Here is a 24,737-nt window from a genome sequence, read left to right on the forward strand (position 1 = left end):
GCGCTTCCGGCGTTGCATCGTGGATGCATGAGAGCGGATGCGCCGGGGCGGAGGGCCATTGCTCGACCCTCCCTCCCCGGCCTCACGCGGACCTCAGCCCGGCGACAGCTTCTCCGAGATGAGGGGCAGCAGCTTCTCCCCCGCCTCGCGCACGAAGAAGTGGTCCCCCTCGAAGAGGTAGGTCGACAGGCGTCCTCGCGTGTGCTGCCCCCACGCGTCCAGCTGCGTGGAGGGGATGATCCGGTCCTGCGTGCTCGCGAAGACCGTGAGCGGCATGTCCAGCGGCTCCTGCTCCTCGTAGCTGTAGGACTCCAACAGCGCGAAGTCCTTGCGCAGCGTGGGCAGGTACGTCCGCATCAGCTCCGTGTCGTGCTCCCGTCCGAACTCCTCCGTGATGAAGCCGCGCTGACGCGACATCTCCAGGAACTCCTTGTCCGAGAGCCTCAGCGCGATGGACGACGGCATCGGCTGGTGCGGCGCCCGGAAGGATGAGACGAACAGGTGCTCGGGCGCCAACCCCTGCTCGCGCAGGTAGCGCGTCAGCTCGAAGGCGTACAGCGAGCCCATGCTGTGCCCGAACAGCGCGAACCGCTCGCCCAGGTGCGGTTGGAGCGCCTTCGCCAACGCGGGAATCAGCACCTCCATCCGCTCCAGGTGCGGCTCCGCGATGCGCGAGCCGTGTGCCGGCAGCTCGATGGGGTAGAGCCCCATCCCCTCCGGCATGAGCGGCGCCCATGCCCGGAAGAACGACGCGCTCGCCCCGACTCCCGGGATGCAGAACAGGCGGAGGTGCTCCTTCGGCCACTTCCGGGTGAAGCCGAACCACGACCGCTCGCTCCCCGTCGCGCCCTTCGACTCCGCCGGCTCCGTGCCTCCGGCCGCCTCACCCGTGAGCGCCGGCTGGCCGAGCAGGTACTCGGTCAGCGAGGCCAGGTCCGGATAGGTGAAGAGCAGCGTCGCCGACAGCTTCAGCCCCAGGCTGGCCTCGAGCCGGTTGCGCAGCTCCAGGCTCATCAGCGAGTCCAGGCCCATGTTGGTGAAGGCCTCGTGCCGCTCCACCCGCGAGGGCTCCAGCCGCAGCACCCGCGCCATCTGCTTCCTCAGGTACTCCTCCAGCAACGTCTTGCGCTGCTCGGGCCCCGCCTGGCGCAGCTCCTCGCGGATGTTCGTCGTCCCGGCCTCCTCGCCCTGGCCCTGGCCCGGCTCGGCGAGCAGCTCCGCCCACAGCGGCGAGCTGGCTCCCGGGTAGGACTCCAGCCACCGCCGCGCCTCCAGGTGCATCACCGCCACCTGCGCCGCCCGGCCGGACAGCAGCCGCTCCAGCACCGCCGTGCCCTGCGCCGGCTTGATGCTCCCCACGCCCCGGTGCAGCAGGCGCTCGCCGCGGTTGGCCTGCGCCGCCGCCTGGCCCACGTCGGAGAACGCGCCCCAGTTGATGCTCAGGCCCGTGAGGCCCTGGCTCCGCCGGTGGTGCGCCAGTGCGTCCATGAAGGCGTTGGCCGCCGCGTAGTTCGTCTGCCCCGGCGAGCCCAACAGCGACGCGCCCGACGAGTAGAGGACGAAGAAGTCCAGCGCCTTGTCCGCCGTGAGCGTGTGCAGGTTCCACGCGCCCCGCACCTTCGCGCCCATCGGCTTGTCGAAGCGCTCGCCGTCCAGCTCCAGCACCGTGCGGTCCTCCAGCACCACCGCCGCGTGCAGCACGCCCTTGAGCGGAGGCAGCTCCTTCTCCACCCGCTTCAGCACCGCCTCCACCTGCTCGCGCCGCGACACGTCCGCGCGCTCCACCCGCACGTGGGCCCCCGCCGTCTCCAACTCCTGGAGCACCTGGCGCGCCGCCTCCGTGGGCTCGCCGCGTCCCATGAGCACGAGGTTGCGTGCGCCCTTCCCCACCATCCACTTCGCCACCGTGAGGCCCAGTCCTCCGAGGCCACCCGTGAGCAGGTAGGTGGCGTCGGCCTTCAGCTCCACCGGCTCGCCACCCAGCGCCTCGTACGTGCCGCGCACCAGTCGCGCCACGTACCGGCCCTCCTCGCGCCACGCCACCTGTGTCTCGCCGTCGGGAGCGCCCAGCTCGCCGAACAGCGCGCGCGCCCGGGCCTGCGCGTCGCCGCTCCCCACGTCCACCAGCGTGGTGCGCAGCTCGGGGTGCTCGAGCGCCAGCGCCCGGCCGAAGCCCCACAGCGGCGCCTGCGCCACGGCCACGTCCTCGCCCTGCTTCACCGCGTGCGCGCCTCGCGTCACCAGCCACAGCCTCGGCGTGTCACTCCAGCCGTGCCGCACCAGCGCCTGCGCCAGGTACAGCGCGCTCTGGCTTCCCATCCGCCGTGCGCGCTCCTCGTCCTCCGGGCCGCCCACGTCCAGGCTCCCCAGGTGCACCACGCCCCGGCACCCCGCCTCGCCGAAGGCCTCCTTCAACACCCGGCGGTAGTCCTCGGGCGACGTCGCATCCACCCGGAACAGGCCCGGCTCCAGCTTCTCGTAGCGCTCGGCGGCCACCACCTTCACGCAGCGCTGGCCTCGCGCCTCCAGCAGCCCCGCCAACGCGTTGCCCGTCTTCGCCTCGTCGAGCAGCAGCAGCCACGCTCCCTCGCCGCCCTCCGGCCCCTGCTCGGGCAGGGCGCCCTCGTGCCGCTTCCACTCCAGCGTGTACAGCCACTCCTCGCCCACCTGCCGCGTGCTCACCTCGCCTTCCAGGCGCTGCACCCGCAGGCCCTTCACCTCGGCGAACACCCCGCCCGCCTCGTCCAGCAGCGAGATGTCCCAGAGGTACGTCTTCGCCTCCTTCTCCACCGGACGCAGCCGGCCGTGCGCCCATACCTCCCGCTCCGGGCGCCGGTGCACCCGCAGCGACTCCACTCCCACCGGGACGTAGGGCTCGCCTCCCTCGGCGGGCTTGCCTCCCGGCGCGAAGAGCAGCGCGCCCAGCACCTGGAAGCAGGCGTCCAACAGCGCCGGGTGCAGCTGGTACGCCGCGAGCTGCGTCGCCGCCGCGTCCGGCAGCCGCACCCGGCCCAGCACCTCGTCCGTGCCCTGCCACAGCTCCTGCACTCCCTGGAAGCCGGGGCCGTAGTGGATGTGCTGCTTCTCCACCAGCGGGTAGTACGCCGAGCCCTGCATGTTCACCGGGCACCGCTCGCGGATGCGCCGGGGCTCCTCGCCTCGCACCGCCTCCCGCGTGCCGCCCAGTTGCTTCAGCCGGCCCGTCGCATGGCGCACCCACCCCGAGCCCGTCTCGGCCTGGCTGCTCACCTGGAAGGTCGCCTCGCCCCCCTGCTGCTCCGTGAGCGAGACCTGCACCGTGCGCGCCTTCCTCGCCGGCAGCGCGAGCATCCGCTCGAAGCTCGCTCCCTCCAGCACGTAGGGTTTCTGGCCGAACACCGCCGCCGCCGCCGCCAGCCCCATCTCCACGTACGCCGCGCCAGGCACCACCACCTCGCCCTGCACCCGGTGGTCCGACAGGTACGGCACCGCCTCCACGCTCAGCGACTGCTCCCAGCAGCGCGTCCCCGGCATGATGGACAACGAGAAGGACCGCCCCATCAGCGGGTGCAGCACCTCTCCCGCACGCAGCGCCTGTCCTCGCGCCAGCGGCGCCACCTGCATGCTCGCGTCCACCCAGTAGCGCTCGCGCTGCCACTGGTAGGTCGGCAGCGGCACGATCTGCCCCTGCGCGCCATTCACCTGCTTCCAGTCCACGGACAGGCCGTGGGTGTGGAGCGCGGCCACCGACTCGAGCAGCACACGGCGGTCATCCTGCTCGCGGCGCAGCAAGGCCACCGCGAGGCCCTTGCTCTTCGCGTCCGCGAGCGCCTCCTGGACGGAGGGCAGGAGGATGGGGTGAGGGCTCATCTCCAGGTAGACGTCGTGACCCGACTTTAGAAGTTGGTCCACGCCCTGGGCGAAGAGGACGGGCTCGCGCAGGTTGCTCACCCAGTAGTTGGCGGAGAGCTCGCCCTCCGCCACTGGACGGCCCACCACGGTGGACTGCAGGGTGATGCGAGGCGCCAGGCCCTTCACGCTGGAGAGGGCGCCGAGCAGCTCGCCGCGAAGCTCGTCCATCTGCGGGCTGTGGGAGGCGACGTCCACCTTGATGCGACGGCAGAAGACGCCACGCTTCTCGAGCTTCTGGATGACTTCCTCGAGGGCCTGGGGCTCGCCGGAGAGCACGGTGGCACGAGGCCCGTTGCTGACAGCGACGGAGAGCTTCTGCTCGAGGCCCTTCACCTCCTCGCGGGCCTGCTCCAGGGAGAGCTCGACGAGGGCCATGGCGCCCCTGCCACTGAGGCGGCGCATGAGGTTGCTGCGGCGGCAGATGATGCTCGCTGCGTCCTGGAGGCTGAGCGCACCGGCGACGTAGGCGGCGGCGATCTCACCCATGCTGTGGCCGATGACGGCGTCCGGCTGAACACCCCAGCTCTTCCAGAGGGCGGCGAGGCCGACGCTCATGGCGAAGAGGGCGGGCTGGATGACGTCGATGCGGTCGAGCCTGGACTGCTCGCCGGAGGCCTGGAGCTCCTCGAGCAGGGACCAGCCGGTCTCCTGACGGATGGCGGCGTCGCACTCCTCGAGGGCGGCGCGGAAGACGGGCTCCTGCTGGAGGAGCTTGCGGCCCATGCCCTCCCACTGCGAGCCCTGGCCCGGGAAGACGAAGACGACCTTCGACTTCTCTCCCGTGACCTCCGAGCGCGAGACGTTGCCGGGCTTCTCGCCCGCCAGGTAGGCCTCGAGGGACTGGCGCCACTCGTCCCGGGTGCGGCCGACGACGGCGAGGCGCTGCTTGTAATGAGTCCGGCGCAGGGCGGCGGTGAAGGCGATGTCGCGCTCGCTCCAGGGCTGTCCCTCACCCTCGGGGCCGAGGTACTTCACATACTCGCGCGCCAGCATCTCCAGGGACGGAGCGCCTCGAGCCGAGAGCGTGAGGACGCGCTCGGGGGGAGACTGCTCCGGCGCGAGCGGCTCGACGTCCGGGGCCTCCTCCAGAATCACGTGCGCGTTGGTGCCGCTGATGCCGAACGAGTTGACGCCCGCGTAGCGCCGCTTCTTGCCCTTCTTCCACTCCAGCTTCTTCGTGGCGAGGGTGAGCGACGTCCCTTCCAGCTGGATGCGCGGGTTGAGCCGCTTGAAGTGCAGGTTGGTGGGGATGGCCTCGTGCTGCATGGCCAGCACCGCCTTGATGAGGCCGGTGATACCCGCCGCCGCCTCCAGGTGGCCCACGTTCGACTTCACCGCGCCCAGCACGCACTGCGAGCCATCCTCTCGCGGCGGGCCGATCACATCCGCCAGTGCCTGCACCTCGATGGGGTCTCCCAGCGCCGTTCCCGTGCCGTGCGTCTCCACGTACGAGATGTCCGCGGCGGACAGCCTCGCGCTCTCCAGGGCCTGGCGCAGCATGGCCTGCTGGGCCAGCGCGTTGGGCGCCGTGAGGCCCGTGGAGCGGCCATCCTGGTTGACCGCCGAGCCCCGGATGACGGCGAGGACGCGGTCACCGTCCTTCTGGGCGTCCGACAGGCGCTTGAGGATGATCATCCCGCAGCCCTCGCCGCGCACGTAGCCGTTGGCCTGCGCGTCGAACGTCTTGCACCGCCCGTCCGGAGACAGCGCCTGCGAGCGCGCGAAGATGTACGTCAGCCACGGCAGCACCATGGCGTTCACGCCGCCCGCGATGGCCAGCGAGCTCTCGCCATTGCGCAGGCTCTGGCAGGCCAGGTGCACCGCCACCAGCGACGAGGAGCACGCCGTGTCCACCGCCATGCTCGGCCCCTGGAGGCCCAGCGCATAGGACAGCCGGCCCGGCGGGAAGCAGTGCCCGTTGCCCGTGGCCGTGTAGATGTCCAGCTTCTTGGGATCCGTGAAGAGGCCGTACTGCTCGTAGTCGTTGGTGTTGAGGCCCAGGAACACGCCCGCGCGCGTCCCGGAGAGCTGCTCGGGGGCGATGCCCGCGCGCTCCAGCGCCTCCCACGTCACCTCCAGCACCATGCGCTGCTGGGGGTCCAGGTTCACCGCCTCGCGCGGCGAGATGCCGAAGAAGTGCGGATCGAACAGGTCCATCCGCTCCTTCAGGAAGGCGCCCCAGCGCGTGGCGCGCTGCTCGGGGTGCGTGGGGTCCAGGTAGTGGAACGGATCCTCTCCCCAGCGGTCCGCGGGGACCTCGGTGATGGTGTCCACGCCCTTGTCGAGCAGCTTCCAGAACGACTCCGGCGTCGACGCGCCTCCCGGGAAGCGGCACCCCATGCCGATGATGGCGATGGGCTCCGTCCGGGCGTAGTTCACGGCATCCAGCTCGTCCTGCATCTCCCGGAGGGCGACGACCGCACTGCGCAAACGTGAAAGGTATTCGGCTTCAGACTGGCTCATCGCGACGTCCTCGTCATCCTGGTGCGCTTCAGCGACTCGTTGAGCGATTCATCGAACAGGCTCAGCAGCTCGTCCTTGCCGAGCTGCTCGAGGTCCGCGGGCAGCTCCGCGCGCGAACCGGGGGCCTGGGGGGAGAGGTGAATGGGTTGGGCCGGCGTGGTGGCCGGTGCCGCCGCCTGGGCGGTGGTCTCCTCCGAGGCGGCGATCTTCCCGAGCAGGTACTCGGCGAGCGCCGCGAGGTTCGGATAGGTGAAGAGCAGCGTCGCCGACAGCTTCAACCCCAGGCTGGACTCGAGCTTGTTGCGCAGCTCCAGGCTCATCAGCGAGTCCAGGCCCATGTTGGTGAAGGCCTCCATCCGGTCGATCTTCGAGGCCTCCAGCCGCAGCACGCGCGCCATGTGCCCGGCCAGGTGCTCCTCCAGCACCGGCAGGCGCCGGGCCGGCTCGGCCTTGCGCAGCTCCTCGCGAATCTTCGCGGCGCCGGGCTCCTCGGCCTTGGCCTGCGTGGGCTCGGCGAGCAGCTGCGTCCACAGCGGCGAGCTGGCGCTCGGGTAGAACTCCAGCCACTGCCGCGCGTCGAGCTGCATCACCGACACCTGGGCAGCGCGGCTCGACAGCAGCCGTCCCAGCACCGCCGTGCCCTGCGCCGGCTTGAGGCCGCTGATGCCGCGGAAGGACAGACGCTCGCCGCGGTTGGCCTGTGCCGCCGCCTGGCCCACGTCGGAGAACGCACCCCAGTTGATGCTCAGGCCCGTGAGGCCCTTGCTCCGCCGGTGGTGCGCCAGCGCGTCCATGAAGGCGTTGGCCGCCGCGTAGTTGCTCTGTCCCGGCGAGCCCAGCAGCGACGCCGCCGACGAGTACATGATGAAGAAGTCCAGCGGCTTGTCGGCCGTGAGCGTGTGCAGGTTCCACGCGCCCTGGACCTTGGGAGGAAGGGGCCGGGCGAAGCGCTCGCCGTCCATCTCCAGCACCGTGCGGTCCTCGAGCACCACCGCCGCGTGCACCACGCCCTTGAGCGGGGGCAGCTCCTTCTCCATCCGCGCGAAGGCGGCTTGCAGTTGCTCGCGCCTGGACACGTCCGCGCGCTCCACCACCACGCGGGCCCCCGCCTTCTCCAGCTCCTGGAGCGTCTGACGCGCGGCCTCGGTGGGCTCACCGCGTCCCATGAGCACGAGGTTGCGAGCGCCCTTCTCCACCATCCACTTCGCCACCGAGAGACCCAGGCCTCCCAGACCGCCGGTGAGCAGGTAGGTGGCCTCGGCCTCGAGCGCCTTCGGCTCACCGCCCAGCGCCTCGTACGTGCCGCGCGAGAGCCGTGCCGCGTACCGGGCCTCTCCCCGCCACGCCACCTGCGTCTCGCCGTCCGTCGCGCCCAGCTCCTTGAGCAGCGTGAGGGCCTGCGCCTTCGCGTTCTCGCCGACCACGTCCACCAGGATGGTCTGCAGCTCGGGGTGCTCGAGCGTCAGCGCCCGGCCGAAGCCCCACAGCGGCGTCTGCGCCAGGGCCACGCTCTCACCCTGCTTCACCGCGTGGGCGCCTCGCGTCGCGAGCCACAACCGCGGCGTGTCGCGCCAGCCCTGCCGCACCAGCGACTGCGCCAGGTACAGCGCGCTCTGGCTTCCCTGCCGCAGCGCTTGCTCCAGGTCCTCCGTGTCGCTCGCGTCCAGGCTCCACAGGTGCACCACGCCCCGGCAGCCCGCGTCGCCGAAGGCCTCCTTCAGCACCCGGCGGTAGTCCTCCGCCGCCGCCGCGTTCACCCGGAAGCGTCCGGCCTCGAGCTTCTCGTACCCGTCGGACGCCACCACCGTCACGCAGCGCTGCCCGCGCGCCTCCAGCAACTCCGCCAGCGCATCGCCCGTGCCGCGCGCGTCCGAGAGCACCAGCCACGCGCCCTCGCCCTCCGGCCCCTGCTCGGACAGCGTGCCCTCGTGCCGCTTCCAGTCCAGCGCGTACAGCCACTCCTCGCCCACCGGCTTCGTGCGGCCTCCACCCTCCAGCCGCTGCACCCGCAGGCCCTTCACCTCGGCGAGCACCTCGCCCGCCTCGTTCATCATCACCACGTCGCCGATGCGGCTCTCCTTGCCGCTCCCCTCGCGCTTGCGCAGCCAGCCGTGCGCCCACACCTCGCGCTCCAGCGGGCGGTAGAAGTGCACCTTCTCCATGCCCACCGCGACGTACGTCTCCGGCTCGCCCGTCTCGTTGCCCTCCGGCGCGAAGAGCAGCACGCCGAGCACCTGGAAGCACGAGTCCAGCAGCGCCGGATGCAGCCGGTAGCCCGCCAGCGGCGCCTCCGGCCCCTCCAGGTGCGTCACCCGGCCCAGCACCTCGCCCGCGCCCTGCCACAGCTCCTTCACGCCCTGGAAGTACGGGCCGTACTCGAGCCCCTGGTTCCTCAGCAGCTCGTAGTTCGCCTGCGTGGCGATGACGTTCGGGCAGCGCTCGATGAGCTGCTTCGGCGGCTCGTGCATCACGCGCTCGCCAGGGGGGAGCTCGTCGTTGGCGCGAATCGTGCCCGCCGCGTGGCGGATCCACCCCACGTTCTGCAGGCTCGACACCTGGAAGCCCATGCGGCCCTCACCCTTGTCGGTGAGCGCCACCTGCACGGTGTACGCGTTGGACGCGGACAGCGAGAGCATGCGCTGGAAGCTCACGTCCTCCAGCACGTAGGGCTTCTCCCCGTGCGTCGCCGCCGCCGCCGCCAGCCCCAGCTCCGAGTAGGCCGCCGCCGGCACCACCACCTCGCCCTGCACCTGGTGGTCCACCAGGTAGGGCGCCGTCTCCGCGCTCAGCGTGTACTCCCAGAAGCGCGGGCCACCCTCGACGGACAGCGGCACCGGAGTCCCCAGCAGTGGGTGCACCACCGGTCCCGTCCGCGCCGTCGTGCTCCTCGCCATCTGCGCCACGGCTGGCGCCTGCGCCGTCTCCTCGAGCCAGTAGCGCTCGCGCTGCCACGGGTACGTGGGCAGGGGCGCGCGCTGGCCCTGCTCGCCATTCACCTGCTTCCAGTCCACGGAGAGGCCGTGGGTGTGGAGCGCGGCCACCGACTCGAGCAGCACGCGGCGGTCATCCTGCTCGCGGCGCAGCGAGGCCACCGCGAGACCCTTGCTCTTCGTGTCCGCGAGCGCCTCCTGGACGGAGGGCAGGAGGATGGGGTGAGGGCTCATCTCCAGGAAGACGTCGTGACCCGACTTTAGAAGTTGGTCCACGCCCTGGGCGAAGAGGACGGGCTCGCGCAGGTTGCTCACCCAGTAGTTGGCGGAGAGCTCGCCCTCCGCCACTGGACGGCCCACCACGGTGGACTGCAGGGTGATGCGAGGCGCCAGGCCCTTCACGCTGGAGAGGGCGCCGAGCAGCTCGTCGCGAATCTCGTCCATCTGCGGGCTGTGGGAGGCGACGTCCACCTTGATGCGGCGGCAGAAGACGCCGCGCTTCTCGAGCTTCTGGATGACTTCTTCCAGCGCCTGGGGCTCACCGGAGAGAACGGTGGCGCGAGGACCGTTGCTGACGGCGACGGAGAGCTTCTGCTCGAGGCCCTTCACCTCCTCGCGAGCCTGCTCCAGGGAGAGCTCGACGAGGGCCATGGCGCCCCTGCCACTGAGGCGGCGCATGAGGAGGCTGCGGCGGCAGATGATGCTGGCTGCGTCCTGGAGGCTGAGCGCACCGGCGACGTAGGCGGCGGCGACTTCACCCATGCTGTGGCCGATGACGGCGTCCGGCTGAACGCCCCAGTGCTTCCAGAGGGCGGCGAGGCCGACGCTCATGGCGAAGAGGGCGGGCTGGATGACGTCGATGCGGTCGAGCTTGGACTGCTCGCCGCTCGCCTGAAGCTCCTCGAGCAGGGACCAGCCGGTCTCCTCGCGGATGGCGGCGTCGCACTCCTCGAGGGCGGCGCGGAAGACGGGCTCCTGCTGGAGGAGCTTGCGGCCCATGCCCTCCCACTGCGAGCCCTGGCCCGGGAACACGAAGACGACCTTCGACTTCTCTCCCGCGACCTCCGAGCGCGAGACACCTCCCGGCTGCTCACCCTCGAGATAGGCCTCCAAGGCCTGACGCCAGTCCTGCTTGCTCCGGCCAACCAGGGCGAGGCGCTGCTTGTGGTGGGTCCGGCGCTGGGCGGCGGTGAAGGCGATATCGCGCTCGCTCCAGGACTGTCCCTCACCCTCGGCACCGAGGAACTTCACATACTCGCGCGCCAGGGCGTCCAGCGCGGGAGCCGTACGCGCCGAGAGCGTGAGGACGCGCTCGGTGGGCGACTGCTCGGCGGCGAGCGGCTCGGTGTCCGGAGCTTCCTCGAGGATCAGGTGGGCGTTGGTGCCGCTCATGCCAAAGCCACTCACGCCCGCGAAGCGGCGCTTCCCTCCCTTCTTCCACTCCACCCTGCGCGTGGGGATGACGAACGGCGTCCCCTCCAGCTTGATGCGAGGGTTCAGCCGCTTGAAGTTCAGGTTGCCAGGAATGGCCTCGTTCTGGAGCGACAGCACCGTCTTGATGAGCGCCGTGACGCCCGCCGCGGCCTCCAGGTGGCCCACGTTCGTCTTCACCGCGCCCAGCACGACCTGCGAGCCGTCCTCGCGCGGCTGGCCGATCACCTCGGTGAGGGCCTCGACCTCGATGGGGTCGCCCAACGAGGTGCCGGTGCCGTGCGTCTCGACATAGGTGATGTCCGACGGAGAGACGCGCGCGTTCTCCAGCGCCGCCTTCAGCATGGCCTTCTGGGCCAGCACGTTGGGCGCCGTGAGGCCGGTGGAGCGGCCATCCTGATTGACCGCCGAGCCCCGGATGACGGCGAGAATCTTGTCACCCGCGGCCTGCGCGTCCGACAGGCGCTTGAGGACGACGATGCCGCAGCCCTCGCCGCGCACGTAGCCGTTGGCCTGAGCGTCGAACGTCTTGCACCGCCCGTCCGGCGACAGCGCCTGGGACGTGGCGAGCAGGTGCGTCACCCACGGCAGCAGGATGAGGCTCACGCCACCCGCGAGCGCCATGGAGCTCTCGCCATTGCGCAGGCTCTGGCAGGCCAGGTGCACCGCCACCAGCGACGAGGAGCACGCCGTGTCCACTGCGAGGCTCGGCCCCTGGAGGCCCAGCACGTACGACAGCCGCCCCGGCGGGAAGCAGTGCCCGTTGCCCGTGAAGTGATACACGTCCAGCGAGGTCGGGTCCCTCGGCAGGATGTACTGCTCGTAGTCGTTGGTGTTCACCCCGAGGAACACGCCCGTCTTCGAGCCCATGAGCTGCTCGGGCACGAGCCCCGCGCGCTCCAGTGCCTCCCACGTCACCTCGAGCAGCACGCGCTGCTGTGGGTCGAGGCTCATCGCCTCACGCGGCGAAATGCCGAAGAAGTGCGGATCGAACAGGTCCATCCGCTCCTTCAGGAAGGCACCCCAGCGGGCCGACTGCTGATCCGGCGTGGCCGTGTCGCCCGCGTCATAGGGGTCCTTGCCCCAGCGGTCCGCCGGAGCGGGCGAGACCGCGTCCACGCCGCCGTCGAGCAGCTTCCAGAAGGCCTCGGGCGTCGAGGCTCCACCCGGCAGGCGGCAGCCCATGCCGATGATGGCGATCGGCTCCGAGCGGGTCCGCTCGAGGGCCCCCAGCTTTCCCTCCATCTCCTTGAGGGTGATGGCGGCCTTTCGCAGGCGGGCGATGTAGTCCGCTTCAGACATACTCATGGGGCGCTTCTCCCTTTCAATCCCAATCAGGCAATTCCAAATGACTTGTCGAAGAACTCGAGCAGCTCGTCTTTCGAGAGCTGCTCCACCTGCTCGGTGATGCGCGACGTGGCGTCATCGGCCGGCCGCGAGGGCGGTGGCTCCGCGGCGGCGGAGGCCGGGACCAGTTCCCCGAGCAGGTACTCGGCGAGCGCGGCGAGGTTCGGATAGGTGAACAGCAACGTCACCGACAGCTTCAGTCCCAGGCTGGCCTCGAGCCGGTTGCGCAGCTCCAGGCTCATCAGCGAGTCCAACCCCAGCTCGCCGAGCGCCCGCAGCCGATCGATTCGCGATGCCTCCAGCCGCAGCACGCGAGCCATCTGTCCGGCCAGGTGCTCCTCCAGCAGCGCCTGACGCCGGGCCGCGGGTGCCGCCAGCAGGGACTCGCGGAAGCGCGAGGCTCCCGGCTCCTGCGCGCGGCTCTTCTCCTGGGCCCGGAGCAGCTCGGACCAGGCCGACGCGTTGGCGCTCGGGTAGAACTCCACCCAACGCCGCGCCTCCAGCCGCATCACCCCCACCTGCGCCGCCGGGCCCGGGAGCAGCCGCTCCATCACGGCCGTGCCCTGCTCGGGGTCGATGACCTCCAGCGGTCCGGTCGAGGCCCGGTCCTCGCGCGTCCCCTCGGCGAAGGCGCCCCAGTCGAGGCTCAGGCCCGTGAGGCCCTGGCTCCGCCGGTGGTGCGCGAGCGCATCCAGGAAGGCGTGGGCCGCCGCGTGGTGGCTCTGCCCGGGCAGGCCCAGCACCGACACCGCCGAGGCGTGCAGGACGAAGAAGTCCAGGGGCCGGTCCGCCGTGAGGGCGTGCAGGTTCCACGCGCCGCGTGCTCCGGCGGTCATGGGCCCGCTGAAGCGCTCGCCGTCCAGCTCCAGCACCGGGTGGTTGCCGGTGGCCCACGCCGCGTGCAGCACGCCCCGGAGCGGCGGCAGGTTCTCCGCCATCCGCTTCAGCACCGCCTCCACCTGCTCGCGCTTCGACGTGTCCGCGCGCTCCACCACCACGCGGGCTCCGGCCTTCTCCAGTTCCTGGAGCACCTGGCGCCCGGCCCCGGAGGGCTCGCCCCGCTCCAGCAGCACGAGGTGGCGCGCGCCCTTCTCCACCATCCACTTCGCCACCGTCACGCCCGGCGCCTCCAGGCCCCCGGTGAGCAGGTAGGTGGCGTCGGCCTTCAGCTCCACCGGCCCGCCACCGAGTGCCTCGTACGTGCCGCGCGCGAGCCGGGCCACGTACCGGGTGTCCTCTCGCCACGCCACCTGCGTCTCCCCGTCACCCGCCCCGAGCTCCGCCACGAGCGCCCACGCCCGGGCCTTCGCGTCGTTGCCCTCCACGTCCACCAGCGTGGTGCGCAGCTCCGGGTGCTCCAGCTCCAGCGCCCGGCCGAAGCCCCACAGCGGCGCCTGCGCCACGGACACCCGGTCTCCTCGCGTCACCGCGTGGGCGCCCTGCGTCACCAGCCACAACCCCGGCATGTCCCGCCAGCCCCGGCGGATCAGCGCCTGCGCCAGGTACAGCGAGCTCTGGCTGCCTCGCCGCCATGCGCGCTCCAGGTCTTCCGTGCTGGTGCCCGCGTCCAGGCTCCACAGGTGCACCACGCCCCGGCAGCCCGTGTCGCCGAAGGCCTCCTTCAGCACCCGGCGGTAGTCCTCGGGCGAGCCCGCGTCCACCTGGAAGAGGCCCGGCTCCAGCTTCTCGTAGCGCTCGGCGGCCACCACCTTCACGCAGCGCTGGCCTCGTGCCTCCAGCAGCCCCGCCAGCGCGTTGCCCGTGCCCGCCGCGTCCGAGAGCACCAGCCACGTCCCTCCGCCCGTGAGTGCCTGCTCGGACAGGGAGCCCTCGTGGCGCTTCCACTCCAGCGTGTGCAGCCACTCCTCGCCCACCGGGCGCGTGCCTACTCCGCCCTCCAGGCGTTGCACCCGCAGGCCGCTCACTTCGGCGAGTACCTGTCCCGCGTCGCTCAGCAGCGACACATCCCAGAGGTAGGCCCTCGCGTTCCGCTCCGCCGGACGCAGCCGGCCATGCGCCCACACCTCGCGCTCCGGACGGCCGTGGACTCGCAGGGACTCCAGGCCCGCCGCGATGAAGGTCTGTCTTTCACCGCCCGCCTCGTCCATCGAGGGCAGCAGCACGCCGAAGGCCTGGAAGCACGCGTCCAGCAGCGCCGGGTGCAGCTGGTACCCCGCCGTCTTCGTGGCCGGCCCCTCCGGTATGCGCACCCGGCCCAGGACCTCGCCCGGACCTCTCCACAACTCCTCCACACCCTGGAAGGCCGGCCCGTACTCGAGCCCCTGTGCCCGCAGCGACTCGTAGCTCCCGGCCACCGCGATGGGCGTCGTGCACCGCTCGCGGATCCGCCGGGGCTCCTCGCCTCGCGCCGGTTCCTTCCCGGCCTCCTGGAGCCGCAGCTTCGCCGTGGCGTGCCTCACCCACGCCGCGCCCGGCTCGGGCTGGCTGGACACCTGGAAGGTCGCCTCGCCGCCCTGCTGCTCGGTGAGGACCGCCTGCACCGTGCGCGCTCCTTTCGCCGGCAACGCCAGCATCCGCTCGAAGCTCGCACCCTCCAGCACGTAGGGCTTCTGCCCGAATACCGCCGCGGCAGCCGCCAGCCCCATCTCCACGTAGGCCGCCGCCGGCATCACCGCCTCGCCCCGCACCCGGTGGTCCGTCAGGTAGGCGGGCGTCGTGGTGCTCACCGCCTTCTCCCACGCGTGCATCCCCGGCAGCACCGAGAGCGAGAAGGGCCGGCCCAGCAGCGGATGCTCCTTCTCCCCGGGCTGCGCCGCGGGCCCGCGCATCAGCGGCACCGCGTTCGTCTCCTCGAGCCAGTAGCGCTCGCGCTGCCACGGGTACGTGGGCAGGGGCACCGTCTGGCCCTGCTCGCCGTTCACCTGCTTCCAGTCCACGGACAGGCCGTGGGTGTGGAGCGCGGCCACCGACTCGAGCAGCACACGGCGGTCATCCTGCTCGCGGCGCAGCGAGGCCACCGCGAGGCCCTTGCTCTTCGTGTCCGCGAGCGCCTCCTGGACGGAGGGCAGGAGGATGGGGTGAGGGCTCATCTCCAGGAAGACGTCGTGGCCCGACTTTAGAAGTTGGTCCACGCCCTGGGCGAAGAGGACGGGCTCGCGCAGGTTGCTCACCCAGTAGTTGGCGGAGAGCTCGCCCTCCGCCACTGGACGGCCCACCACGGTGGACTGCAGGGTGATGCGAGGCGCCAGGCCCTTCACGCTGGAGAGGGCGCCGAGCAGCTCGTCGCGAATCTCGTCCATCTGCGGGCTGTGGGAGGCGACGTCCACCTTGATGCGGCGGCAGAAGACTCCGCGCTTCTCGAGCTTCTGGATGACTTCTTCCAGCGCCTGGGGCTCACCGGAGAGAACGGTGGCGCGAGGACCGTTGCTGACGGCGACGGAGAGCTTCTGCTCGAGGCCCTTCACCTCCTCGCGAGCCTGCTCCAGGGAGAGCTCGACGAGGGCCATGGCGCCCCTGCCACTGAGGCGGCGCATGAGGTTGCTGCGGCGGCAGATGATGCTGGCTGCGTCCTGGAGGCTGAGCGCACCGGCGACGTAGGCGGCGGCGACTTCACCCATGCTGTGGCCGATGACGGCGTCGGGCTGAACGCCCCAGTGCTTCCAGAGGGCGGCGAGGCCGACGCTCATGGCGAAGAGGGCGGGCTGGATGACGTCGATGCGGTCGAGCTTGGACTGCTCGCCGCTCGCCTGAAGCTCCTCGAGCAGGGACCAGCCGGTCTCCTCGCGGATGGCGGCGTCGCACTCCTCGAGGGCGGCGCGGAAGACGGGCTCCTGCTGGAGGAGCTTGCGGCCCATGCCCTCCCACTGCGAGCCCTGACCCGGGAACACGAAGACGACCCTGGGCTTGTCGTTGGTGACCTCGGCACGCGAGACGCCACCCGGCTGCTCACCCTCGAGGTACGCCTCCAAGGCCCGACGCCAGTCCTGCTTGCTCCGGCCGACGACGTCGAGGCGCTGCTTGTAATGAGTCCGGCGCTGGGCGGCGGTGAAGGCGATGTCGCGCTCGCTCCAGGGCTGACCTTCTCCCTCGGGGCCGAGATACTTCACGTACTCGCGTGCCAGGGCCTCCAGCGCGGGAGCCGTGCGCGCCGTGAGCGTGAGGACGCGCTCGGTGGGCGACTGCTCGGCGGCGAGCGGCTCGGTGTCCGGAGCTTCCTCCAGAATCACGTGCGCGTTGGTGCCGCTCATGCCAAAGCCACTCACGCCCGCGAAGCGGCGCTTCCCTCCCTTCTTCCACTCCTGCTTCTTCGTGGGGATGACGAACGGTGTCCCCTCCAGCTTGATGCGAGGGTTGAGCCGCTTGAAGTTCAGGTTGCCCGGGATGGCCTCGTGCTGCATGGACATCACGGCCTTGATGAGGCCAGTGACACCCGCCGCGGCCTCCAGGTGGCCCACGTTCGTCTTGGCCGCTCCCAACACGCACCGCGAGCCGTCCTCGCGCGGCTGGCCGATCACCTCGGTGAGGGCCTCGACCTCGATGGGGTCTCCCAGCGAGGTGCCGGTGCCGTGCGTCTCGACATAGGTGATGTCCGAGGGCGAGACGCGCGCGTTCTCCAGCGCCGTCCTCAGCATGGCCTTCTGCGCCAGGGCGTTGGGCGCCGTGAGGCCGGTGGAGCGGCCATCCTGGTTGACCGCCGAGCCACGGATGACGGCGAGAACGCGGTCCCCGTCCTTCTGTGCGTCCGACAGGCGCTTGAGGACGACGATGCCGCAGCCCTCGCCGCGCGCGTAGCCGTTGGCCTGCGCGTCGAACGTCATGCACCGCCCATCCGGCGACAGAGCCGAGGTCCTCGCCACCACGCGCATGGTCGTCTGGGACACGTGGAGGCTCACGCCGCCCGCGAGCGCCAGGGAGCTCTCGCCGCTGCGCAGGCTCTGGCAGGCCAGGTGCACCGACACCAGCGACGAGGAGCATGCGGTGTCCACGGCCATGCTCGGCCCCTGGAGGCCCAGCACGTACGACAGCCGCCCCGGCGGGAAGCAGTGCCCGTTGCCCGTGAAGGTGTAGACGTCGTGCTGCTCGGGGTCGGCGTAGCACGCCTGCTTGTAGTCATCCGTCATCAGCCCGAGGAACACGCCCGTCGTGGAGCCCATGAGCTGCTCGGGGGCGATGCCCGCGCGCTCCAGCGCCTCCCACGCCACCTCGAGCACCAGCCGCTGCTGTGGATCCAACAGCACCGCCTCGCGCGGCGAGATGCCGAAGAAGTCCGGATCGAACAGCTCCAACCGCTCCTTCAGGAAGGCACCCCAGCGCAGGGCGCGCTGCTCGGCTTCGGTGGCGTCCTCGTCGCTCCCGGTGGGCCAGCGCTCCGGAGGAATCCGGGTGACGGCGTCCACTCCGTTCTCGAGCAGCTTCCAGAAGGCCTCGGGTGTCGAGGCGCCCCCCGGCAGGCGGCAGCCCAGGCCGATGATGGCGATGGGCTCGGTCCGGGCTCGCGTCACCTCATCCAGCCGGGCCTTCATCTCCTGCACGGCGAGGAGCGCCCGCTTGACGGACGACATCGACGACGCATCGCTCATTTCCGCAACTCCGTTGAAATGGAATCCAGGCTCGCGAGCAGCAGCCGCTCCGCTTCCTCGTCGGACATCTGTTCCACCGTGGCGGCCAGGCCCGCCGTGTCCTCCGGCGTGCCCTGGAGCGGCGCGGTGGGCGCGGTGGCAGGGGCCGGGGTGGACCCGGTGGGCAGCTCCAGCTTGTCCACCACGTGGTGGGCCAGGGCGGCGAGGTTCGGGTAGGTGAAGAGCAGCGTCGCCGACAGCTTCAGCCCCAGGCTGGCCTCGAGCCGGTTGCGCAGCTCCAGGCTCATCAGCGAGTCCAGTCCCAGCTCGCCAAAGGCCCGCAGCCGGTCGAGCTTCGACGCCTCGAGCCCCAGCACCTGGGCAATCTGCTCGGCGAGGTGCTCCTCCACCAGGGCCGCGCGTTGCTCGGGCCCGGCGTTGGACAGCGTCTCGCGCAGGCGCACGCTCCGGGCTTCGTGGGACTTCGCCTTCTCCTGCTCGGCGAGCAGCTCCGCCCACAGGGGCGCGGTGGCGTTCGGGTAGAACTCCAGCCACTGCCGCGCGTCGAGCTTCATCACCGCCACCTGCGCGGCGCCTCCGGTCAGCAGCCGCTCGAGCACCGCCGTGCCCTGCGCCGGCTGGAGGCTCCCCACGCCGCGGTACGACAGGCGCTCGCCGCGGTTGGCCTGCGCCGCCGCCATGCCCACGTCGGAGAAGGCGCCCCAGTTGAGGCTCAGGCCCGCGAGGCCCTGGCTCCGCCGGTGGTGCGCCAGCGCGTCCATGAAGGCGTTGGCCGCCGCGTAGTTGCTCTGGCCGGGGAAGCCCAGCAGCGCCGCCGCCGACGAGTAGAGGACGAAGAAGTCCAGCGCCTTGTCCGCCGTGAGCGCGTGCAGGTTCCACGCGCCCAGGACCTTGGGCGCCAGGGGCCGGGAGAAGCGCTCGCCGTCCATCTCCAGCACCGTGCGGTCCTCGAGCACCGCCGCCGCGTGCAGCACGCCCGCGAGCGGCGGCAGCTCCTTCTCCATCCGCGCGAACACGGCTTCCAGTTGCTCGCGCCGGGAGACGTCCGCGCGCTCCACCACCACGCGGGCTCCCGCCTTCTCCAGCTCCTGGAGCACCTCGCGCGCGGCCCCGGTGGGCTCGCCGCGTCCCATGAGCACGAGGTGACGCGCGCCCTTCTCCACCATCCACTTCGCCACCGACAGGCCCAGTCCTCCCAGGCCACCGGTGAGCAGGTAGGTGGCCTCGGCCTTCAGTTGCACCGGCTCGCCACCCAGCGCCTCGTACGTGCCGCGCACCAGCCGGGCCACGTACCGGGCGTCCTCGCGCCATGCCACCTGCGTCTCCCCGTCCGCCGCGTCCAGCTCGGTGAGCAGCGCGCGGCTCCGGGCCCGGGCGTCCTCGCCCTCCACGTCCACCAGGGTGGTCTGCAGCTCGGGGTGCTCGAGCGCCAGCGCCCGGCCGAAGCCCCACAGCGGCGCCTGCGCCACGGCCACGTCCTCGCCCGGCTTCACCGCGTGCGCGCCTCGCGTCACCAGCCACAGCCTCGGCGTGTCCCGCCACCCCCGGCGGATCAGCGCCTGCGCCAGGTACAGCGCGCTCTGGCTGCCCGACTCGCGCGCCCGCTCCAGGTCTTCCGCGCGGGTGGCGGTGCCCACGTCCAGGCTCCACAGGTGCACCACGCCCCGGCAGCCCGTCTCGCCAAAGGCCTCCTTCAGCACCCGGCGGTAGTCCTCGGGCGACGTCGCATCCACCTGGAAGAGGTCCGGCTCCCGCTTCTCGTAGCGCCCGGCGGCCACCACCCTCACGCAGTGCTGGCCACGCGCCTTCAGCAGCTCCGCCAGCACGTCGCCCGTGCCCGCCGTGTCCGAGAACACCAGCCACGCGCCCTCACCCGTGGGCGCCTGCTCGGACGGGGCGCCCTCGTGACGCTTCCACTCCAGCGTGTGCAGCCACTCCTCGCCCGCGGGGCGCGTGCCCACTCCGCCTTCCAGCCGCCGCACCCGCAGGCCCCGCACCTCGGCGAGGACTCCGCCCGCCTCGTCCAGCAGCAGCAGGTCCGCCGCCAGGGACCGCTCGCCAGTGCCGTCCGTCCGCACCCGCCGTGCGAGCGCCCACACCTCGCGCTCCGGGCGCCGGTGCACTCGCAGCGACTCCACTCCCACGGGGACGAGTGTCTCCCCCGCCCCGGCCGTCTCCTCCCCGGGCGCCGTGAGCAGCGTCATCACCACCTGGATGCACGCGTCCAGCAGCGCCGGGTGGAGCCGGTAGGCCGCGAGCCGCGACGTCACACCCTCGGGCAGGCGCACCCGGCCCAGCACCTCGTCCGGGCTCCGCCACAGCGCCCGCACGCCCCGGAAGGCGTCGCCGTACCCGAGCCCCGTGGCCGTCATGTGCTGGTAGTGCTCGGCGTCGCTCCAGTGGGAGGGGAGCCGAGCGCGCAGCGTGTCCGGCGAGGGCTCGGAAGGCACCGGCCCGGTGCTGGCCTCACCCCGGCGCAGCAGGCCCGAGGCATGATGCAGCCAGGCGTCGCCCTCCCCTGCTCCCTCGCGCGCGCTGTACACGTCGAAGGTGGCCAGGCCGGGTTCCTTGTCGGCGAGCACCACCTGCACGGTGCGCTCGCCCTCCGTGGGCAGTGTCAGCATCCGCTGGAAGGACACGGCCTCCAGCGCGAGTGGCGCATTTCCATATGCCGCCGAGCCCGCCGCCAGTCCCAGCTCCAGGTACGCCGCGCCCGGCACCACCACCTCGCCCTGCACCCGGTGGTCCCCCAGGTAGGGCACCGCCTCCAGGCTCAGCGTCTGCTCCCAGCAACGCGCCCCACGCAGCGCCGCCACGGACAGCCGCGCTCCGAGCAGCGGGTGTCCACCGCCCGGCGCCCGCTGGCTCCGCTCCGCACGCGGGCTCGGCCAGTACCGCTCCCGCTGCCAGCGGTAGGTGGGCAGCGGCACGTGGCGCGCTCCGGGGTACACGCGCCTCCAGTCCACCTCGCAGCCCCGCACGTACAGCGCGGCCAGTGCCTCCCGCAGCGTGCGCGCCTCGTCCTGTCCCCGCCGCAGCGAGGCGATGGCCTGCCCCTGAACCCCGCGCTCCTCCAGACACCGCAGCACGTTGTGCGAGAGCACCGCGTGCGGACCCACCTCCAGGAAGACGGTGTGGCCGTCATCGAGCGCGCCATTCACGGCGTCGGCGAAGAGGACGGGCTCGCGGATGTTCCTCGCCCAGTACGCGGCGCCGAGCTCCTCGCCCGCCACGCGCGTGCCGGTGACGGTGCTGTAGAGCGCCACCGTCGCGGGCCCGGGCCGCAGTCCGTCGAGCGCCCGCGCCAGCTCGTCCTGGAGCGGATTCATCTGCGGGCTGTGGAAGGCGTAGTCCACGCGCAGCCACCGGTGCGCCACGCCCTGGCGCTCCAGCCGCGCCACCGCCTCCTCCATGGCCTCCGGGTCTCCCGAGAGCACGCACGAGGACGGGGCGTTGATGGCCGCGAGGGCCAGGCGCCGCTCCCGTCCCGCGAGGAAGGGGGCCAGCGCCGGGGCGGGTAGCTCGACGGCCACCATCCTCCCCTGGCCGGTGGCCCGCTGCATGAGGCGGGCGCGGTGGTGGACGACGCGCAGCGCCTCCTCCAGGCCCAGGGCCCCGGAGACGTGGGCGGCGGCCACCTCACCGATGCTGTGGCCCAGGACGGCGTCGGGCACCACGCCCCAGGACTTCCACAGCTCCACCAGCGCCACCTGGAGGGCGAAGAGCGCGGGCTGGGTGACTTCCGTCTGTTGCAGACGCGAGCGCTCCTCGTCGGCGGCCAGCTCCTCCAGCAGGGACCAGCCCGACAGGGGCCGCAGCAGGGCATCGCAGGCCTCGAGGACGCGGCGGAACACCGGCTCCGTGGCGAGCAACCGCCGCCCCATGCCCACCCACTGCGAGCCCTGGCCGGAGAACACGAACACCACCCTGCGGCGCCCGCCCACCACGGGAGGCCCCACGTGCACGGAGGAGGGACGCTCACCGCGCAGGAAGGCCTCGAGCGCCGCGCCCACCTCCCGGCGCGAGCGGCCCACCACCGCCAGCCGGTGCTCGTGGTGGGCGCGGTGCGCGCCCGCGGAGAAGGCCACGTCCCGCGGCTCGGTGGCCCCGGCCAGCCGCTCCTGGTACGCGCGGGCCAGCGCGGTGAGCGCCTCTCCGCCGCGCGCGGACAGCGGCAGCACGCACGGGGTGGGCTCGTCCGGCTCGGCCTCGGGGGCCGCGTCTCCACAGAGCGACACCACCAGGGGCCACGAGTCCTCTTGCACCTCCGGGGGCAGCACGGCGCTCCAGCGCACCGGGTGGCCCAGCGTGTACAGGGCCCCGAGCGTGTCGCGCGTCACCACCTGTCCGTCCTCGCCCCGGCGCAGCGAGGGGAGCACGCGGGCCTCCCGTCCGGCGCGCGCGAGCGTGGCGCCGATGGCGTGCTTGAGCGTGGAGTGGGGCCCCAGCTCGAGGAAACACGAGGCCGTCTCCTGCCCGGCGAGTGCCTCCAGGGCCTGGGAGAAGCGGACGGGGCGGGTGAAGTGCTCGGCCCAGTAGTCGGCGTCCAGCGGCGTCCCGTCCAGCCGCGTGCCGGTGACGGCGCTGTAGAGCGGCAGCTGCGCGCGGCCCGAGCGCACGTCCCGGAGCGCCTCGCGCAGCTCCTCCCGCATGGGCTCGAGCCGGGGGGTGTGGGCCGGCACGTTGGTGCTCACCTTCCAGCAGGAGACGCCGCGGCCGAGCAGGGACTCCACCACCCCGTCGAGCGCCTCGGGCTCGCCGGAGAGCACCGTCGCCTCGGGAGAGGCATGGATGGCGCGGTATACGCGCTCCTCGTTTCCAACGAGCGCCTCGCCCGCCCGCTCCCACGAGAGCGACACCAGCGCCATGGCGCCCTGGCCCCGGGTGCGGTGGATGAGACGCGCCTGCGCGCAGATGACGCGCATGGCGTCCTCCAGGCCCAGACACCCGGCCACGTACGCGGCGGCCACCTCGCCGATGCTGTAGCCGAGCACGGCGTCCGGTTGGATGCCCCAGGAGCGCCACAGCTCCGCCAGGGCCAGCTCCAGCGCCACCGTGGCGGGCCAGCCGAAGAGCGCCTCGTGCAGCCGCGAGCGCGAGCCCCGCGCCGCCAACTCCTCCAGCAGGGACCAGCCCAGGTGCTGGCGGATGAGCCCGTCACAGCGCTCGAGCACCGCGCGGAACACCGGCTCGTCGCGCAGCAGGCTCCAGCCCATGCCCGGCCACTGGCCGCCCTGTCCGGAGAAGACGAAGACGAGCGGGGCGCGCGTCGTGGCCTCGCCCACCGACAGCCCCGCCCGCGGCTCTCCGGCCACGAAGGCGGACAGGTGCCGCTCCAGCTCCTGGCGCGAGCGCACCGTCACCGCCAGCCGGTGCGCGCCCGCCCCCAGCCTCCGCGCCGTGTGGCACAGGGTCGCCAGTGGCGCCTGGCCCTCGGCGGAGCCCAGGGTGCCCAGCAGACGCCGCGCCTTCTCCCGCAGCGTCCCGGCGCTCCCCGCGGCCAGCGGGAACAGCTCCGCCTCCCGCGCGCGCCACTGCTGGAGCACCAGGTGGCAGTTCGTCCCGCCGAAGCCGAAGGAGCTGATGCCGGCCGTGGCGGGCTCCTCCTCGCCCTGGGGCCAGGGCTCCAGGGCGCGCTGCAGCCTCAGCCCCAGCTCCTCGAAGGGGATGTGGGGGTTGGGCTTCTGCACGTGGAGACTGGCGGGGAGCGCCCCATGCCGCATGCACAGGGCCACCTTGATGAGGCCGGCGATGCCCGCGGCCGCCTCCAGGTGGCCGATGTTGCTCTTCACGGAGCCGAGCCGCAGGGGACGCTCCGGGGGCCTGCCCTGGCCCAGCACGGCGCCCAGGGCGCGCGCCTCGATGGGGTCCCCCAGGAAGGTGCCCGTACCGTGCGCCTCCACGTAGTGCGCCCGCGAGGGGGCGAGGCCCGCCTGCGCCCAGGCCCGGCGCAGCACGTCCTCCTGCGCGCGGGGGTTGGGCGCGGTGAGGCCGTTGCTGGCCCCGTCGTTGTTCACCGCGCCGCCGAGCACCAGGCAGTGGATGGTGTCCCCATCCGCCAGCGCGCGGGAGAGCGGCTTGAGCACCACCGCCCCCACGCCCTCGCCCCGCACGTAGCCATTGGCGCGCGCGTCGAAGGCGAAGCAGCGGCCGTCCGGCGACAGGCCGCCGAACTTGGCCATGGCCACCGTGCTCTGGGGCGCGAGCACCAGGTTCACCCCGCCGGCGATGGCCAGCGTGGACTCGCCATTGCGCAGGCTCTGGCAGGCCAGGTGCACCGCGACGAGCGACGAGGAGCAGGCGGTGCTGACGACGAGGCTGGGCCCCTGCAGGCCCAACGTATAGGAGACGCGCGCGGAGATGATGCTCGCGTCGTGCCCCGTGGCGGTGTGCGAGGTGGTGGAGACGCCCCCGGCGCCCGTCAACCGCCCGTAGTCGCAGAACATGGCGCCGAAGAAGACGCCCGTGCGGCTGCCCTTGAGCGTGCCCGGCGCGAGCCCCGCGTCCTCCAGCGCCTCCCACGCCGCCTCCAGCGCGAGCCGCTGCTGCGGGTCCATGTCGAGCGCCTCGCGGGGCGAGATGCCGAAGAACTGGGGCTCGAAGCGGTCCACCCCGTCGATGAACCCTCCCCAGCGCGTGTTCATCTTCCCGGGCGCGGCGGGGTCCGCGTCATGGAAGGCGTCCACGTCCCAGCGCTCCCGGGGCACCTCGGTGACGGCGTCCACCCCGTCGCGCAGCAGGCGCCAGAAGGCCGCCGCGTCCGGCGCTCCCGGAAAGCGGCACGCCAGGCCGATCACCGCGATGGGCTCCTGGCTCGCGGCCACGGCCTCCGGCTCGACGGCCTGCGGCTCGGGGCCGCTCCGCGTGCCGGAGAGGTGGTCTCTCAGCGCCTCGAGCGTGGGGCACTCCCAGAGCAACGTGGCGGGCAGCGGACGGCCCACGGCCCGGGACAGCTCGGCCAGCAGTTCCAGGGCCCCGGCGGAGTCCAGCCCGTAGCGGCTGAGCGGCTCGCGGATGTCGATGCTCCCGGCGGGCAGCGTGGTTCGCTCCGCCACGAGGGAAACCAACCAGCTCTGGAGCTCTTCGGGAGAAGACAGGGACGCTTCCCGTCTCATGACGACCTCTCGTTACGGCG

Annotated in this window: 4 protein-coding genes; all 4 read right to left on the reverse strand. The window is 72.2% G+C overall.

Annotated elements, in window-relative coordinates:
- Window positions 1-93: 93 nt before the first annotated feature.
- The 4 genes from JQX13_RS14555 to JQX13_RS14570 are packed head-to-tail and all read right to left on the reverse strand — an operon-like array spanning window position 94 to window position 24,717.
- Complete coding sequence (locus JQX13_RS14555; RefSeq protein ID WP_203409617.1) at window positions 94-6,354, reverse strand: type I polyketide synthase; 6,261 nt, start codon at window positions 6,352-6,354, stop codon at window positions 94-96.
- The gene (locus tag JQX13_RS14560) at window positions 6,351-12,023 is read right to left on the reverse strand and encodes a type I polyketide synthase (RefSeq protein ID WP_203409618.1); all 5,673 of its coding nucleotides are present in this window, start codon (window positions 12,021-12,023) and stop codon (window positions 6,351-6,353) included. The genes JQX13_RS14555 and JQX13_RS14560 overlap by 4 nt, the downstream gene beginning before the upstream one ends.
- A 26-nt stretch (window positions 12,024-12,049) precedes the next feature.
- Window positions 12,050-17,602 carry a type I polyketide synthase gene (locus JQX13_RS14565; RefSeq protein WP_203409619.1) on the reverse strand — a complete coding sequence of 1,851 codons (5,553 nt, stop codon included), beginning with the start codon at window positions 17,600-17,602 and terminating at the stop codon, window positions 12,050-12,052.
- Window positions 17,599-24,717 carry a type I polyketide synthase gene (locus tag JQX13_RS14570; protein WP_203409620.1) on the reverse strand — a complete coding sequence of 2,373 codons (7,119 nt, stop codon included), beginning with the start codon at window positions 24,715-24,717 and terminating at the stop codon, window positions 17,599-17,601. Before JQX13_RS14570 ends, JQX13_RS14565 begins: the two co-directional genes overlap by 4 nt.
- Window positions 24,718-24,737 lie beyond the last annotated feature (20 nt).

This window comes from Archangium violaceum, assembly GCF_016859125.1.
Classification (GTDB): domain Bacteria; phylum Myxococcota; class Myxococcia; order Myxococcales; family Myxococcaceae; genus Archangium; species Archangium violaceum_A.